Source organism: Epibacterium sp. ABV4_022, from assembly GCF_056159345.1.
On record NZ_JBSWVA010000001.1, the window covers coordinates 3,871,012 to 3,885,690 of the forward strand.

Annotated in this window: 14 protein-coding genes and 1 riboswitch; of the genes, 3 read left to right on the forward strand and 11 right to left on the reverse strand. The window is 60.7% G+C overall.

The features are described from left to right. Positions 1-72 precede the first annotated feature (72 nt). From ACXAF5_RS18320 to ACXAF5_RS18335, 4 genes are all read right to left on the reverse strand, one after another. Positions 73-807 (reverse strand): substrate-binding periplasmic protein, encoded by a 735-nt coding sequence (locus ACXAF5_RS18320; RefSeq protein WP_239322426.1) that lies wholly within the window; start codon positions 805-807, stop codon positions 73-75. A 160-nt stretch (positions 808-967) separates the two neighbouring features. Further along, positions 968-1,606, reverse strand: a complete 639-nt coding sequence (locus ACXAF5_RS18325; RefSeq protein WP_474947672.1) for a DUF1523 family protein — start codon at positions 1,604-1,606, stop codon at positions 968-970. 177 nt (positions 1,607-1,783) lie between these two features. After that, a complete protein-coding gene (locus ACXAF5_RS18330; RefSeq protein WP_474947673.1) occupies positions 1,784-2,992 on the reverse strand; it encodes an aminopeptidase P family protein in 1,209 nt (402 codons plus the stop codon). A 165-nt stretch (positions 2,993-3,157) separates the two neighbouring features. Further along, positions 3,158-3,943, reverse strand: coding sequence for an alpha/beta hydrolase (locus ACXAF5_RS18335; RefSeq protein ID WP_474947674.1), 786 nt, complete (start codon positions 3,941-3,943; stop codon positions 3,158-3,160). A gap of 103 nt (positions 3,944-4,046) precedes the next feature. Here ACXAF5_RS18335 and ACXAF5_RS18340 point away from each other — a divergent pair, with 103 nt between their 5' ends. Beyond that, entirely contained in the window at positions 4,047-5,519 is a 1,473-nt protein-coding gene (locus ACXAF5_RS18340) for an NAD-dependent succinate-semialdehyde dehydrogenase (RefSeq protein WP_474947675.1), read from the forward strand. 12 nt (positions 5,520-5,531) lie between these two features. Here ACXAF5_RS18340 and ACXAF5_RS18345 read toward each other — a convergent pair whose 3' ends face one another. After that, positions 5,532-5,957: a globin domain-containing protein gene (locus ACXAF5_RS18345; RefSeq protein WP_474947676.1), complete on the reverse strand. Its 426-nt coding sequence runs from the start codon at positions 5,955-5,957 to the stop codon at positions 5,532-5,534. 179 nt (positions 5,958-6,136) lie between these two features. On the opposite strand from ACXAF5_RS18345, the gene ACXAF5_RS18350 reads away from it, so the two are divergent. Together ACXAF5_RS18350 and ACXAF5_RS18355 are read left to right on the forward strand one after the other, a co-directional pair. Beyond that, the gene (locus ACXAF5_RS18350; protein ID WP_474947677.1) at positions 6,137-8,308 is read left to right on the forward strand and encodes an esterase-like activity of phytase family protein; all 2,172 of its coding nucleotides are present in this window, start codon (positions 6,137-6,139) and stop codon (positions 8,306-8,308) included. A gap of 135 nt (positions 8,309-8,443) precedes the next feature. Continuing rightward, positions 8,444-8,578, forward strand: a riboswitch (FMN riboswitch). 89 nt (positions 8,579-8,667) lie between these two features. After that, on the forward strand, positions 8,668-9,561 hold the full coding sequence (locus tag ACXAF5_RS18355) for a DMT family transporter (RefSeq protein WP_474947678.1): 894 nt from the start codon (positions 8,668-8,670) through the stop codon (positions 9,559-9,561). On the opposite strand, the gene ACXAF5_RS18360 is transcribed toward ACXAF5_RS18355, so the two are convergent. The 6 genes from ACXAF5_RS18360 to ACXAF5_RS18385 all read right to left on the reverse strand — a co-directional run bounded on the left by ACXAF5_RS18360 (position 9,541) and on the right by ACXAF5_RS18385 (position 14,622). Next, on the reverse strand, positions 9,541-10,143 hold the full coding sequence (locus tag ACXAF5_RS18360; protein WP_474947679.1) for a TetR/AcrR family transcriptional regulator: 603 nt from the start codon (positions 10,141-10,143) through the stop codon (positions 9,541-9,543). The genes ACXAF5_RS18355 and ACXAF5_RS18360 overlap by 21 nt on opposite strands. Before the next feature lie 136 nt (positions 10,144-10,279). Continuing rightward, the gene (locus tag ACXAF5_RS18365; RefSeq protein ID WP_239322417.1) at positions 10,280-10,747 is read right to left on the reverse strand and encodes an Hsp20 family protein; all 468 of its coding nucleotides are present in this window, start codon (positions 10,745-10,747) and stop codon (positions 10,280-10,282) included. A gap of 141 nt (positions 10,748-10,888) precedes the next feature. After that, positions 10,889-11,719 (reverse strand): trypsin-like serine peptidase, encoded by an 831-nt coding sequence (locus tag ACXAF5_RS18370; protein WP_474947680.1) that lies wholly within the window; start codon positions 11,717-11,719, stop codon positions 10,889-10,891. A gap of 116 nt (positions 11,720-11,835) precedes the next feature. Continuing rightward, the gene (glcF, locus tag ACXAF5_RS18375; protein ID WP_474947681.1) at positions 11,836-13,155 is read right to left on the reverse strand and encodes a glycolate oxidase subunit GlcF; all 1,320 of its coding nucleotides are present in this window, start codon (positions 13,153-13,155) and stop codon (positions 11,836-11,838) included. Between the two features lie 4 nt (positions 13,156-13,159). Then, positions 13,160-13,528 (reverse strand): hypothetical protein, encoded by a 369-nt coding sequence (locus ACXAF5_RS18380; RefSeq protein ID WP_474947682.1) that lies wholly within the window; start codon positions 13,526-13,528, stop codon positions 13,160-13,162. A gap of 2 nt (positions 13,529-13,530) precedes the next feature. Further along, positions 13,531-14,622: an FAD-binding protein gene (locus ACXAF5_RS18385; protein WP_474947683.1), complete on the reverse strand. Its 1,092-nt coding sequence runs from the start codon at positions 14,620-14,622 to the stop codon at positions 13,531-13,533. Between the last annotated feature and the right edge of the window lie 57 nt (positions 14,623-14,679).

Here is a 14,679-nt window from a genome sequence, read left to right on the forward strand (position 1 = left end):
CGGCCATCTGCGCGCAACCAACGCCTGCCTCATAGCAGACGCGACCGCGACCACATGGGCACCAAGCCCGGATCAGAGCCCGTGTTTGGCCTTCAACTCGGCGATCACATCCGGATTTGCTGCCATCCAAGCATCGAATTTTTCCACCACATCCGGATGCGTGGCGGACGAAACGTGATAGTTGGACACGGAATGTGGCAAGCCTTCGTCAAAAACCAGGGCGTCCGCATCCTTGCCCAGATCTGTCAGAACGCGGCGCACAACATCCTGGTTGGCATATGCCCCATCGATACGACCGGCCAGAGCCTGACGGACCATGCCCGAGAAGTTGGAATTCTCGGTCAGTGCAACCGCGCCGCTTTCGATCCGGTCCATCCAGGCAAACGCGGTGAAACCCAGCACCGTGCCCAGACGCTTGATCGTGTCCACCGGCTGACCCAGATTTTCGGGCAGCACCATCACACCGTCGATCGCCTCAACCACAGGTTCGGAATAGGTCACGCTCTTGCCCTCCTTGAGGTCGGCAGACCAAAAGGAATTGTCCGGATATTTCAGGTCCACGTCGCCGTTCACCAACGCCTGCATGAGCCTGGAGATCGGCAGCGCCCGAAAGGTCAGCGTATAGCCTTCGTCCTCGGCAAACCGGTTGAGCACATCGGCCCCAAACCCGGAATAGTTTTCCCCATCCCAGTGATAATGCGGGAGGTATTCGATGTTTTCCACACCGACGACCAGGGTCTCTGCGGAATGCGCCATCGGAACCCAGGACAGGGTCGCAAGGCCGAGCGTCGCGAGCAGCGTTTTCATGATATCTCTCCGTGATGAGGTCTAAGTCACATCAGCAGGGAGTAGCAGCCCGTCGTTACCATCGACTTATGCGCGCCCGGGGGCGAGCCGTAAATTCGGCAATAAAACCAAATAGGACTTTCAAATCAAACCGACAAACGCGCTGCGGCCGGGCCGCCCCTCAGGGCTTGCGGCGGAACCAGCGGCGCAAGCCTCTTGTACGGTCATCAATGGCGTCACCCGCGGCGTAGAAGCCATCTTCGACGTCATCGAACAGCGGGTCCAGGCGACGGCGCTTGAACCGACGCAACCGCACGAAAATTGCCCAGAAGACGGCGGCGAGCAGCACCAGGATGGAAATAGAAATCCAGTTCACCGGCTTGTCATCCGGCCCGGCAGCGGCCGAGATCGAAACCGCGTTCGGAAACGCCGACAGGAATTCGTTGCGCCAGCCATAGTGCAGGATACGCACCCATTCGGGATTGTCCTTGGTCGAGACCGAGTCGTTGGCTTCGGTATAGAGGTTCGCAGTGTCGAACTTGAAATACGGCGGCCAGCTCCAGCCGGTATCCTCGTTGCGATAGACGATCGCTTTGCCATTCGGACGCACGGCCTGGATGAACTGAACATCGCGATTGTCCAGCGTCGCGCTTTGGGTGTCGGGTTTGGACCAGAAGACACGGGTCCAGTCGCCAAGCTCACGACGCTCCTCATAGGTGTTGACGATGCGCACCACGTCGTATTGCGGCAACGTATAATGCAGAAAGCCTCCGAGCAGGAGCCAGAAGGTCAGAATGAGTATCCACTTCACATAGGCCATATCGCCCCTCTCGCAATCCGAACCGCTCTGTGCATTGTCGGGCGAATTGCGCCGCGAAACAATGTCATGGGCCACATATAGCCGGAATGCCTGGCAGGCTTGGTCCAGGTCAGCACCGGCACACGCTGGATGCAGGTCTCGCGCGTGCCGGTCAAGGTCTTTCAGAGGGATGCCGTGTCACCCAACGACATTGAACTCAGGTCCATAGGGGTATTTGGTGATGTTCTCATTGCCTTCATCGGTGATGATGAGGATGTCATGTTCGCGGTATCCACCGGCACCGGGCTGCCCCTCCGCGAGGGTCAGCATCGGCTCCATCGAGATCACCATGCCGGGCTCCAGCACCGTGTCGATGTCCTCGCGCAGCTCCAACCCGGCTTCACGACCATAGTAATGCGACAGCACCCCAAAGGAATGCCCGTAGCCAAAGGTCCGATATTGCAGCAGGTCGCGCTCCTCGAAGAAGCGGTTGATCTTCTGGGTGATCTCGGCGCAGCTGGCACCCGGTTTCAGCAGTGACATTCCATATTCATGGGCGGCAATGTTGGCCTCCCAGATCCGCAGGCTGTCCGCGTCAACTTCCCGGACAAACATCGTGCGCTCCAGTGCCGTGTAGTAGCCGGAGATCATCGGAAAGGTATTGAGCGACAGGATATCGCCGTGCTGAAGCTGCCGTGCAGTCACGGGATTATGCGCGCCATCGGTGTTGATCCCGGACTGGAACCAGACCCAGGTGTCGCGGTACTCGGCATCCGGGAAGCGACGGGCAATTTCCAGCTCCATCGCGTCACGCCCGGCCATTGCAACGTCGATCTCGCGCGCGCCGACCCGGACCGCCTCCCGAATGGCGTAGCCGCCCACATCCGCCACCGCAGCACCGGCACGGATCATGTCCAACTCCGCGGCGGATTTGTGCATGCGCTGCATCATGGTCGCCTCATAGAGGTCCACCACCTGCAACGGCGCGAGGAAATGATCCAGCTTGCCCCGCTGCAACAGCGTCAGGTGATCGCTCTCGCAGCCCACCACGCGTGCGGGACCGGTCACCGAAAGGATCGCGCGCCAGAAGTTGTCCCGTTGCCAATCCGTATAGGTGATGTTGTCGCAGAACGAACGCCGCCAGGGCTGCCCCGCATCGATGCCGGCGCTGATAGTCACCGCCTGGTCTGCGGTCACCACCAGACCATAGGGCCGCCCGAAGGCACAGTAGGTAAAGCCGGAGTAATAAGAGATATTATGCATCGAGGTGAAGACGGCCGCCTCGACCCCAAGCTCTGCCATGGTGCTGCGCAGTTTGGCTACTCTGGTTTCATACTCCGCCACAAGGAACTGCAACGGCGCTTTCTCACCATTGTGAAAGCGATACATTTCAGGACGAGCAGTCATGCTGGACTCTCCTTTTGACAAGAAGATCCCGGCGTACAGGATGTGTTTTGGGAATGTGGAACCCGTGGTGCTTCCACGCGCGACGCCATCGCCGGTTCCGCGTGGATACTGTTCGAGAATGCTCCACGCGGCAAGGTTTTTTTCGGTGCCCGCAGCCCGGTCCGCTCAGGCTGTCAGCACCGCAACCAGATCGCTCTCCGGGTCCGCCAGCGGCTCGATCACGTTGAAATGGTGCTTTTCAAAGGCGATGACATGATCCGCGTCCCAGGCCTCCACCAGCCAGATCGCCTGATCGAGAAAGGCCGGGCGCTCGGCCCCACCGACCCAGACCGTCACATCCGCATCATAGCGGTTCTGCATCTCGACGGGGCTTTCGGCGGTAGCGTCCTCTGCGGTCATGTTGAACTTTTGATTCATGCTGGTCCGCAACAAGGGGCGCAGATCGGACAGCGGCGAAATCGGCACGACGGTTCGAATGCGCTTGCCCACCTCGGCCGGCAGTATGGCCTTGTCGAGCATGCGCGCCACCAGATGGCCCCCCGCCGAATGTCCCGCAAGCGCGATCGGGCCATCGACTTCGCCGGCGATCACCTGCACCGCCTGCGCGACCTGCTGCGTGATGTCCGCAATCGTCACCGCAGGGCAAAGATCATAGGAGGGCATCGCCACGGCCCAACCCCTGGCCAGAGCGCCCACCGCAAGATGCGACCACGTGGATTTGTCGAAGTTCAGCCAGTAGCCGCCATGGACAAAGATGAGCACCCCCAAGGGCGCGGTTTCGGGCAGGAACAGATCATACCGATGACGCGTTCCTGCCCCATAAGGGATGTCGAGACGGGCACGATCATGCAGGCTGTTACGGAAATCTTCGGCCGAGGCCATCCAGCGCGGCGGATAGTCTGCGGCGCCCTCGATATAGGCTCCGTTGGCATAGGCGTCGTCAAGTTCCATCTTATTCCCTTAATGTGTTAAGCATCTGGACTTATCGCTGTCACTGGACAACATTAGGCCCAACTGCTTTTGATTTGCGAGACTCGAATTTGCGGAGGACACCATGCTAGACGCGACGACCGACCTGAAATCCCTTCTGAAGGATCCCAGCCTTCTGGAGGAGCGCGCCTATATCGGCGGGGCCTTTGTGACGGGCGAAGGCACCTTCGAGGTGACCAACCCGGCGCGCGGCGACGTCATTGCCAATGTGGCCGACGTCAGCCGGATGCAGGCGCGCGACGCCATTGCCGCGGCCAACACCGCGCAAAAAGACTGGGCGAAGTGGACCGGCAAGGAACGCGCGGGCGTGCTGCGCAAATGGTTCGACCTGATGATGGAACACCAGGAAGACCTCGCTGTGATCCTGACCGCGGAAATGGGCAAGCCGCTGGCAGAAGCGCGCGGCGAGATTGCATATGGCGCGTCCTTCATCGAGTTCTTTGCCGAAGAGGCCAAGCGCGTCTACGGGGAAACCATCCCCGGCCACCAGCGTGACAAGCGCATCACGGTTATCAAACAGCCCATCGGTGTTGCGGCCTCGATTACGCCGTGGAATTTTCCCAACGCGATGATTACCCGCAAAGCTGGCCCGGCGCTGGCTGCGGGCTGCGCCTTTGTCGCCCGCCCGGCCTCTGAAACGCCGCTGTCGGCGACCGCGCTGGCTGTACTGGCAGAACGCGCGGGCCTCCCCGCCGGCGTGTTCAGTGTCATTCCCGCCGCGGATGCTGCGGGCATCGGCAAGGAATTCTGCGAAAACCCGATCGTGAAAAAGCTCACCTTTACCGGGTCCACCAACGTCGGTCGCATCCTGCTGCGCCAGGCCGCGGATCAGGTGATGAAATGCTCCATGGAGCTTGGTGGCAACGCCCCCTTCATCGTCTTTGACGATGCCGATCTCGACGCCGCCGTCGACGGCGCGATCATGTGCAAATTCCGCAACAATGGCCAGACCTGCGTCTGCGCCAACCGGATCTACGTGCAGGCAGGGATCTATGATGCCTTTGCCGCCAAGCTGAAAGAGAAAGTCGAGGCCATGAAGGTCGGCGACGGCCTCGAAGATGGCATCCACTTCGGTCCGTTGATCTCTGACGCCGCCGTGAAAAAGGTCGAGGACCATATCGCGGACGCACGCGACAAGGGCGCCGAGGTGATCCTGGGCGGCAACCCGTCGGAACTGGGCGGCACGTTCTTCCAGCCCACGATCATCACCGGAGCAACGCCGGATATGGCCTTTGCCCAAGATGAAACCTTCGGGCCGCTGGCGCCTCTGTTCAAGTTCGAGACCGAAGACGAGGTGATCGACATGGCCAATGACACCATCTTTGGCCTTGCCTCGTATTTCTATGCCAAGGACCTGAGCCGGGTCTACAAAGTGGCCGAAGCACTGGAGTACGGCATCGTCGGGATCAACACCGGGATCATTTCAACCGAGCTGGCCCCCTTCGGCGGCGTCAAGCAATCGGGCCTCGGTCGGGAGGGCAGCCATCATGGCATCGAGGACTATCTGGAAATGAAGTATCTCTGCATGTCGGTGTAACATCTCGGCAGATCAGGTGGCGGTGGACTCGATCCCCGCCGCCAGACTCTGGCACACGCGGCGCAGTGCGTCATTCCAGGCGGAGGCCTCGGCCGCTGTCAGATCGTCCCGCAGCACCTCATCAAAGGCCAACAACAACGCGCGCTGCGCCACATACATATGCATCGCGGTCAAACCCAGATGCTGATGCTGGAGCAGAATACGCTCCACCAACGCAGCCAATCGACCATCTTGATCAAGGCTTTTCACACCGCTGACCAGGACCTGGGCAAACATCTCTTTCTGGTGCGAGAAGTCCTGCGTGAACAGGTCCCGCGTTTCGGGCAGCTCCTGGAACAGGTAGTCATAAAACCTGTCCGTCAGTGCGGCCTTGCGCGCAAACACCTTGCCGATACTGCCCCGCACAAGGCGGGCATCAATCTCATGCAGAATGGTCATGCCCATTCCTGCACCCCCTTATCAGCACAACGATAACGTGATCCGTAGGCTCAAGAGTAGTCAGAATTGGTGAATGCAGCCTTACCCTGGCATCACCAAATCTACAAAAAATTGTCACAATTGTTTTGCGTCCCGTCGGCAATGCCAAGGCACTGATATTCAACCAACAGGAGCTGCCGATGTCCTTGCGCCTTGTGTGCCTGACTTCCGCCCTCGCGCTGACCGCTGGTTTTGCGCAGGCTGAGAAATCCTTTAACCGGATCGCGTCCTTCCCCGTCATCAAGAACATGGCCGAAGGCGAAGACCAAACCCGCGAAAGCTCGCCAGAGATCATCGACGTCACCGCCGATGGCATGACACTAGTCTACACCGACAGCCCGCTCGGGGTACTCGGCATGATCGACATTACCGACGCCGCCAACCCGGCGCCCAAGGGCAACATCGCTCTGCCGGGTGAACCGACCTCGGTCGCCGTCATCGGCACCATCGCCTACGTCGGCGTCAACACCTCCGAGAGCTACACCCAGCCCTCCGGCCAGTTCATGGCCTTTGACACGACCACTGGCAAAGAGCTTGCCTCCTGCGATCTCGGCGGGCAGCCGGATTCTGTTGCCAAGGCCAAAGACGGGTCCTTCCTGTCTATTGCGATCGAGAATGAACGCGACGAGGACCTGAACGACGGCGTTATCCCGCAGATGCCGGCGGGCAATCTGGTGATGGTCAACACCACCGAGAACGGCCTTGATTGCGCCAGCATGAAGATGGTCGACCTGACCGGGCTGGCCGACATCGCCGGCTCCGACCCCGAACCCGAGTATGTGTCGATCAACGGCCTTGGCGAAACCGTTGTGACCTTGCAGGAAAACAACCACATGGTTGTCGTCTCCAAGGACGGCGAAGTCGTCAGCCATTTCTCCGCCGGGTCTGTTGATCTCGACGGGATCGACGCCACGGATGAGCGCGGCGCGCTGATCTTCACCGAGAGCCAGCAGGGCCGCCTGCGCGAGCCTGACGCCGTGACGTGGATTGATGACACCCACTTCGCCACCGCCAACGAGGGCGACTACAATGGTGGCTCGCGCGGTTGGACGATCTTCAACAAAGACGGAACCGTGGTTTACGATTCCGGTGTCGATTTTGAACATGCCATCATCCAGATCGGCCACTACCCTGACAAACGATCCGATGCCAAGGGCGTGGAACCTGAATCCGTGACCTTCGCCGAATTCGACGGCACGCCGTATGTTTTTGTCGGGGCCGAGCGCGCCTCGGTCGTGGGGGTCTATGACGTGACCGATCCGGCCAACCCGGTCCTGACCCAACTGCTGCCGTCGGGCACCGGCCCCGAGGGCTATGTCACCATTCCGGAGCGCGACCTGCTGGTCTCCGCCAACGAGGCAGACCTGATCGAGGACGGCGGCGCGCGGGCGCATGTGATGCTGTTCGAACAGCAGGATGGCGCGCCGGTCTATCCGCATCTGACCTCCGAAGGCGCGGATGACCTGATCGGCTGGGGGGCAATCTCCGGCATGGTCGCGGCTGAAGACGGGATGATCTGGGCTGTGAACGACAGCTTCTATGGCTTCCAGCCCTCCATCTTCAAAATCGACCCGTCGCAAACCCCGGCACGCATCACCGATGTGATCCGCATTCATCGCGCCAATGGCGATGCGGCTCAGAAGCTCGACCTCGAAGGCATCACACTGGACGGCAAGGGCGGCTTCTACGTGGCCTCCGAAGGCCGCACCGAGCGTGCCATTCCGCATGCGATCTATCACGTCAGCGCTGATGGCCTGATCAAGACCAACAAGGGCGAAATCACCATCCCGGCAGAGCTGCAAGCGGTGGAAAAGCGCTTTGGCTTTGAAGGCATCACCAAGGTCGGCGACACCCTGTGGATGGCGGTGCAGCGTGAGTGGAAAGACGACCCCAAGCACCACGTGAAACTGGTGTCCTACAACCTGGAGACCAAGGAATGGGGCGCCGTGCACTATCCCAAGGCAGAGCCTGCAACCGGCTGGGTCGGCCTGTCCGAGATCGTGGCACATGGCGACCATGTCTATGTCATCGAGCGTGACAATCAGCACGACGATCGCGCGGTCACCAAGAAGATCTACCGCATCGCCCTGTCTGAAATGACCCCGGCTCCGCTTGGTGGCGAGTTGCCAGTCGTGACCAAGGAAGAGGTCCGCGACCTGCTGCCCGATCTGAAATCCACCGGCGGTTATGTCCTCGATAAAGTCGAAGGGCTGGCTATCATGGCAGATGGCACCGCATGGGTGTCCACCGACAACGACGGCGTCGATGACAGCTCCGGCGAGACCATGTTCTGGTCCTTCAAGGTCGAGTAACCCGCTCGCCCATTCAGCCGACATTCCGACCACGCAAAGAGGCCTCCAAACCAGGGGCCTCTTTCACGTTGTGCACAGGGCGCTTTTCTTTGCCGGTCAGCTTGGCTATGTCTTTTTCACCTCATGAAAGTGAGGTGATATTCTCAGGGCAGGGTGAAAGTCCCTACCGGTGGTCACAGCCCACGAGCGGCCTTTGCCTGCGCAAAGGTGTCAGCAGACCCGGCGCAATTCCGGGGCCGACGGTCATAGTCCGGATGGAAGAGAATGGAGAGCCCCGCACCGCCCCCAATCTGGAGGCGGTACCGGGTCTGTTCGTCTGCCTTGGGTCACATGCGTACCGAGGAAAGGACGACACGCAGATGGCTCAAACGCTCCCCACCCCGCTCAAGGCGGCTGGCCTCATGGTCACCGCCGGAGCCTGTTTCGCGCTGGTCAACACCGCGCTGCAATCGGCCACCATGCTTCATGGGGCCTCCGCTCCGACAGTGACCTTCTGGCAGTATCTGATCGCGCTTTTGTTTTATATTCCGTGGATCTGGCGCAACCGGTCGGCTGTGCTGTCGACCCGACAGATCGTATCCCATGTGCTGCGTGTCGCGCTGGCCGTGGGTGGCGTACAGCTCTGGACGCTGGGACTTGCCCATGTGCCGATCTGGCAGGCGATTGCGCTGATTCTACTGTCGCCCTTCTTTGTCACCATCGGGGCGGGGCTGTTCCTGCGCGAAGAGGTCTCCTTGCATCGCTGGGCCGCGGTTGTCGTGGGCATCATCGGCGGCATGGTGATCCTTGCGCCGTGGTCGGACCGGTTTCAACTGGCGGCTCTGCTCCCGGTGGCTGCTGCCGCCTTCTGGGCTGCGAGTTCCGTCGTGACCAAGCAACTCACGCGCCGCGACAACACCGAAACCGTCACCATTTACCTGCTGCTGCTTCTGAGCCCCGCCAATGCGTTGCTGACGGTCAGCACCGGCTTTGCCCTGCCACAGGCCACGCTCTGGCTGGTGATTGGGGCCGGGCTTTTGACTGCGCTGGCGCAACACACTTTGGTGCGTGCCTATACGCTTGCCGATGCGGCGTTCCTGCAGCCCTTTGACCACCTCAAACTGGTGTTCAACGTCGGTCTTGGCGCGATGATCTTTGGCTTTTTGCCCGATGGCAATATGTGGCTCGGCACCCTGCTGATCCTTGTGGCCAGCGTCTATCTGTTGAACCGGGAGGCCCGCACCCACCCGGCTTCACCGCCGCAAAAGGCCTGAGACCAACTCGGCAGAAATCGCTGCGCACTGAGATCGAGCCGTCTCCACGGTTGCACCGCCAAATCGTACTTGCAGCGTCGCTTCCGCAGATGGCGGGAGTGACGCTGCGCCAATGAGTTGCGTCACCACGCCCAGCGCCCCGGCAGCGCCAGCCCCCTGCCAGCGCTCGGTTGCCTGCACGGTCGCCACCAGGCTCTCCAGCAAGGTGGCAAAAGCACCCCCCTCCTGCGTGGTCAGCGCATTATCCAGCAGTTCACGCAACACGAGCTGCCCGGCGGCGGGCTTTGCGCTTAAGAGCTGTTGATAGGAGGCAAAGAAGGCCTCCAGTTGGTCTTCGGGGGAATGATCGTCATCCATGGCATCAAACAGCAATTGCAGCACCGCTGCCGCCGCCTGCTCGACCGCCAGTGAATAGAGCGCGTTTTTGCTGCCAAAGTGGTGCAACAGCGCCTGCTTGCTCAGGCCCAACTCTCTGGCGATGCTTGAGATCGAGGCCCCGGCATAGCCATGCGCCGCAAACAGGCGGCACGCGCTTTCAACGAGTTGGGTGCGGGTATTGGATGGCGCAACACGTAATGTCATTGCGCCATTAACACAGGTGATCGCGTGGCCGGCAACCTACCGATTGGTAGGAGTGCGCAAATCCACAAATAAAATCGCCCCCGGCCGCAAAACCGGGGGCGCTGCAAACAGGATGCCTGTGCATCCCGGGGAGGGATCAGTTCACGGTCGAGCCCGCGATTTCCTTGGGCTTCGATCCTGCGGCGGATGCGATTTCAATCCGGCGCGGTTTCAGCGCTTCGGGAACTTCGCGCACCAGATCGATATGGAGCATACCGTCGGCGTGGCTTGCGCCTTCGACCCGCACGTGATCCGCCAGCGTAAAGCGGCGCTCAAACGCGCGGGTGGCGATGCCGCGATGCAGATAGGTGCGTTCGCCGGCATCCTCGGCCTTGCGCGCGGACACGACCAACGCGTGTTCCTTCACCTCGACGTTCAGCTCATCTTCGGAAAATCCGGCAACGGCGATCGAGATGCGATAGGCATCGTCCGAGGTTTTTTCGATGTTGTAAGGGGGGTAGCTGGGCTGCTGGATATCCGAGCTCATGACCCGGTCCATCAGGTCTGCAATCTGGTCGAAACCGACAGTTGCACGGTGCAGCGGAGCAAAATCAAACGTACGCATGGTTCATCCTCATCTTTGAGCGATAACTGCTATGAAGCCCTCCCAACACGGGACGGGCGGCTTTTCTTCAGAGCCCAATCATTGGCGCCCTGAACACCCTCCGATTTATGAAGGGTCATCGCAGTTTCAAGAGGTTCGTGCTCAGTTGGAGATGAATTTTGCGCCGAGATCATTGCGCCGCGGCTCGCCGACCTGCACCCGGCTCACGCCTTGCGGCATGCGGCTGCCGACGTGGGCACCTGTCAGTTGGGCTTCCAAGAGCGCCAGCTCTTCTGCAAGTGACGCGCCAAGCGACACCGCAGATCCCTCCACCCGCGCCTTGGCCGATACCACGGAAACAATCCGAGGACGCTCCCCCTCAAAGGAAAACACCGGCGCGCCGGACGCGCCGAAATCCACATCGCAGGACATCACCAGCACGCCATCCTGACGGGCGATCACCATGCAGACTTCCTGCAGCGACGGGGCCTCGGACCGATCCTGCGCGTAGGACACCACACCGACCCGTGCCCCCTTGCGCGGGCGGGCGTCCGTTTCAAACGGTGTGACGGTGGTATTGCGAATGGGGCGTTGCAATTGCAGCAAGGCAATGTCGTTGCGCACCCGTTTTGCCGACAGCGTGCCATCGTAGACATAAGACGGATGCAGCACCGCACGTTTCACCGCGCGATAGGCCGAGGCACGCCCATTGCGCCATCCCGCCAGAAACTCGATGGAGGTCGGGTCGATCTGCTCCATCGTGTCGCGATCATAAAGGCAATGCGCAGCCGTCAGAACAATGTCGGGCGCAATCAATGCGCCTGTGCAAAACCCCTCGCCCTTGCGATCCAGACGGCCAACCGCCTCCCAATCGCGCCCGGCGTCGGTAGTCTCCAGGCTCTTGAGCCGGGTATTCTCCCCGCTCAGGGTCGTGCCCGCGACCGCGGCAACAGACAAGACACATAAAATACCGCTCAAAATCAAACGCTTCATCGGCAGCACAGACACTCTCCACATCCCTCATGCGGCAGCCTAGCCAACGCTTCGGGCAAAAATTGGGCGCGCGTGGGCGATTCCGCGCATCCCTTGGTGATGCCGTTTGCGCAGGTTCAACGCAAGATGGGAACATCGGATCGGCTGCGCTCCGCCTCCAGCGCAGGCGGTTTGGGTCCCCCGGTTGCCCAGTCCAACAGCTCAACCGTATGCACAATAGGGATGTCGGTGCCAGACCCGATCTGCATCATGCACCCGATGTTGCCCGCCGCAATAATATCCGGGTTCTTAGCCTCCAGCGTGCGCAGTTTTCGCGCCTTCAGTTGCGCAGAGATTTCCGGCTGCAACAGATTATAAGTCCCGGCCGAACCGCAACACAAATGGCTGTCCGCTGGCTCCACCACCTTGAACCCGGCACGTTTCAGCAAGGTCTTCGGGTGGGTCTTGATCTGTTGTCCGTGCTGCAAGGAACAGGCGGCATGATAGGCGATGGTCAGCCCCTTGTCCGCGCCCTCAGGCAGGTCAAGCTGCATCAGCAATTCAGAGACATCCATCGCAAGGCCAGAGACCGTTGCCGCATCCTCCGCCAAGGCATCGTTGCGGAACATGTGACCATAGTCCTTGACGGTGGTGCCGCAGCCGGATGTGTTGATGACAATCGCGTCCAGCCCTTTGCCGTGTTTCTCTGCCATCCAGGCGCGGATATTCTTTGCTGCCGTCGCGTGGCTCTCGTCTTCACGTCCCATGTGGTGCGTAAGTGCGCCGCAACAGCCTGCGCCTTCGGCCACAACGACCTCGCAACCCAAACGCCGCAGCAGGCGAATGGTGGCATCATTGATATCGGTGTTCAGCGCCTTTTGCGCACACCCCGTCATCAACGCGACGCGCTTTACCTGCGCAACTTCCGGCGCAAAGCTCTGCGGGTCGTCATTTCGGCTCACCGGAGGGATCACTTTGGGTGCCATCTCCAGCATCGCCCGCAGTCGCGCATCCGGCATCCATCCCCGGAAGGGCCGCGCAATCTTCGCCCCAAGAAGCGCTAGCCGGAAACGGGTCGGATAGGGCAACACACGCGCAAGGATCCAGCGCAGTGCGCGGTCGCCAAAGGGCCGTTTGTAGTGCTTGTCGATATAGGCGCGCGCATGATCCACCAGATGCATGTAATGCACACCAGACGGGCAAGTGGTCATGCAGGCCAGACAAGACAGGCAGCGGTCGATATGTTTGACGGTTTTCTCATCCGGAACGCGCTCGTTTTCCAGCATGTCCTTGATCAGGTAGATCCGCCCGCGCGGGCTGTCGAGCTCATCTCCCAACACCTGATAGGTCGGACAGGTGGCGGTGCAGAAACCGCAATGCACGCATGTGCGCAGGATCTCATTCGCGCGTTGCGTTCCGGGGTTCTGAAGTTGTTCATCGGTAAAACTGGTCTGCATCGTCCTACACCAACGCCTCTGCCACGATCCAAGCTCCCATCATCCCGCCGGGCAAGCTCAGCAGCAGGAACACAATGTACCGGAGGATATTGAGCGCGGGTTCGGGAAATCTCGGGATATACATGCGGGTCAGATGATAGAGCGCGGCAACCCCTGCCCCACCGGCCGCCGAGATATGCAATATCCCCCGGTAGCCATTGGACATCGCGTTCCCCGCCGGATCACTGCCCGTGATCGGCGCCAGACCAAAGCTATAGGCAATGATCCCGGCCCCGACGATGAGGCTGGCGGCGAGGCCCAGTCTCGCCGCCGGGATCACCGACAGCCCCACAAAGACAGGAACGCCCGCCACAAAGATAAAGATCACATCCATCGCTACCCCATCAATCCTGCATTCAAAATGTGTCGCGGATCAAATTGCCGACGCAATCCCGCGGAGATCGCCGCCATTGGTGCGGGCTCCGGATGGTGGCGTGGCACCGATGTGCCCGCGCCGGATCGGATCAATGTTGCATGACCGGGCACCGTCATGCGCTGCCGTAAGTCTACGCCTTCGGGCATCTTGGCCCAGACCAGACCGCCGCCCCAATCACAGAGACATCTCGTTGCCCCCAATCTCGGGATCAGGTCCACCGCGTCCGTCGGTTTGACAGACACCCGCCAGATGTCGCCCTCCAGCCCCGCAAAATCATGCAGATCGCGGAGGCCGCGCCACAGCTCGCCCGAGCCAGACACCTCTGTCACCGCGCCATAGCGCCCAAGCTGCTCTCGCAATGCCTTGGTGCGATAGGCCACAGAAGCCTCAAACCCTTCCAGCCGCACATAGGCCCGTTGCTTGTCCGGGTCATATGCGGCCCCGGTCACATCAAACGGCGAGCCCAGAGCCGCCGACAAACAGGCAATTCCGGTGGCAAGATCAATCTCTTCAACCGCCAGAGTGGCCTCGGTCTCGGAACGTGGCAGCACCTTGAGAGCGACCTCCGTCAACACCCCAAGCGTGCCATGTGATCCCGCCATCAGCTTGACCAGATCATAGCCGGTGACATTTTTCATCACCCGGCCACCATTGCGCAGCACCTCTCCGCGCCCATCGACAAACCGCACGCCAAGCAGAAAGTCCCGCGCAGCCCCCCCCTGAATGCGCCGCGGGCCGGAGGCATTGGTGGCAACAACGCCGCCTATCGTCGGCTCTCCTTCAGTCCCCAGCACAGGCCGGAAATCCACGGGCTCGAACGCCAGACGCTGGTTTTCCGTCGCCAGCAGCGCCTCAATCTCGGCCACCGGCGTGCCCGCCTGTACCACCAGCGTCAGCGCCCCCGGCTCATAAAGGGTCACGCCTGACAGACCACCTGTACTCAGTCGCTCACCGGGCACCTCAATACCCCGCGTACCGCCGCCCTCGATGCAAAGAGGCCCATTTGCCCCGGCAATGATGTCGGCCAGTTCGGCCTCACTGTGCGGTGTCATCATTTCATCTTCTTCCAAATATCCTTGGGGGTCTGGGGGCAAAGCCCCCATGGCGTG

What these genes read in the sequence shown, in the direction of transcription:
- ACXAF5_RS18320 (WP_239322426.1), bottom strand. Translation starts at nt 807, where the DNA reads ATGAAAACGCTGCTCGCGACGCTCGGCCTTGCGACCCTGTCCTGGGTT.
- ACXAF5_RS18325 (WP_474947672.1), bottom strand. Translation starts at nt 1,606, where the DNA reads ATGGCCTATGTGAAGTGGATACTCATTCTGACCTTCTGGCTCCTGCTC.
- ACXAF5_RS18330 (WP_474947673.1), bottom strand. Translation starts at nt 2,992, where the DNA reads ATGACTGCTCGTCCTGAAATGTATCGCTTTCACAATGGTGAGAAAGCG.
- ACXAF5_RS18335 (WP_474947674.1), bottom strand. Translation starts at nt 3,943, where the DNA reads ATGGAACTTGACGACGCCTATGCCAACGGAGCCTATATCGAGGGCGCC.
- ACXAF5_RS18340 (WP_474947675.1), top strand. Translation starts at nt 4,047, where the DNA reads ATGCTAGACGCGACGACCGACCTGAAATCCCTTCTGAAGGATCCCAGC.
- ACXAF5_RS18345 (WP_474947676.1), bottom strand. Translation starts at nt 5,957, where the DNA reads ATGACCATTCTGCATGAGATTGATGCCCGCCTTGTGCGGGGCAGTATC.
- ACXAF5_RS18350 (WP_474947677.1), top strand. Translation starts at nt 6,137, where the DNA reads ATGTCCTTGCGCCTTGTGTGCCTGACTTCCGCCCTCGCGCTGACCGCT.
- ACXAF5_RS18355 (WP_474947678.1), top strand. Translation starts at nt 8,668, where the DNA reads ATGGCTCAAACGCTCCCCACCCCGCTCAAGGCGGCTGGCCTCATGGTC.
- ACXAF5_RS18360 (WP_474947679.1), bottom strand. Translation starts at nt 10,143, where the DNA reads ATGACATTACGTGTTGCGCCATCCAATACCCGCACCCAACTCGTTGAA.
- ACXAF5_RS18365 (WP_239322417.1), bottom strand. Translation starts at nt 10,747, where the DNA reads ATGCGTACGTTTGATTTTGCTCCGCTGCACCGTGCAACTGTCGGTTTC.
- ACXAF5_RS18370 (WP_474947680.1), bottom strand. Translation starts at nt 11,719, where the DNA reads ATGAAGCGTTTGATTTTGAGCGGTATTTTATGTGTCTTGTCTGTTGCC.
- glcF (WP_474947681.1), bottom strand. Translation starts at nt 13,155, where the DNA reads ATGCAGACCAGTTTTACCGATGAACAACTTCAGAACCCCGGAACGCAA.
- ACXAF5_RS18380 (WP_474947682.1), bottom strand. Translation starts at nt 13,528, where the DNA reads ATGGATGTGATCTTTATCTTTGTGGCGGGCGTTCCTGTCTTTGTGGGG.
- ACXAF5_RS18385 (WP_474947683.1), bottom strand. Translation starts at nt 14,622, where the DNA reads ATGACACCGCACAGTGAGGCCGAACTGGCCGACATCATTGCCGGGGCA.